Origin of the sequence: Mycobacterium arosiense ATCC BAA-1401 = DSM 45069, from assembly GCF_002086125.1 — a bacterium.
GTDB classification, from domain to species: Bacteria; Actinomycetota; Actinomycetes; order Mycobacteriales; family Mycobacteriaceae; genus Mycobacterium; species Mycobacterium arosiense.
This window is the reverse complement of the sequence record NZ_MVHG01000381.1, coordinates 1-240: the sequence shown is the minus strand read 5'-3', so window position 1 is coordinate 240 and position 240 is coordinate 1. Positions and strand designations below refer to the sequence as shown.

The window sequence follows — 240 nt, the reverse complement described above, 5'->3', positions numbered from 1 at the left end:
CCGTACAGCGCGATCCACGATGCGGCGGTGCGGGTGCTCACCGAAGGCATGCTCGACCTCGGCCTGCTCGACCGGAGCAAGGTGGGCACACTCGACGAGGCGATCGACACGCGCGCCTACACGCAGTTCTATATGCACGGCACCGGCCACTGGCTGGGCATGGACGTGCACGACGTCGGCGCCTACCGCGACGTCACCTTGCCCGACAAGCCGTCGCGTCCCCTGCTGCCGGGGATGGCG

1 protein-coding gene is annotated in these 240 nt (G+C 69.2%); it reads left to right on the top strand.

What is annotated here, in order from left to right:
- Positions 1 to 240: M24 family metallopeptidase (locus tag BST14_RS32820; RefSeq protein ID WP_142279737.1), on the top strand; the 240-nt coding region annotated here is incomplete at both ends.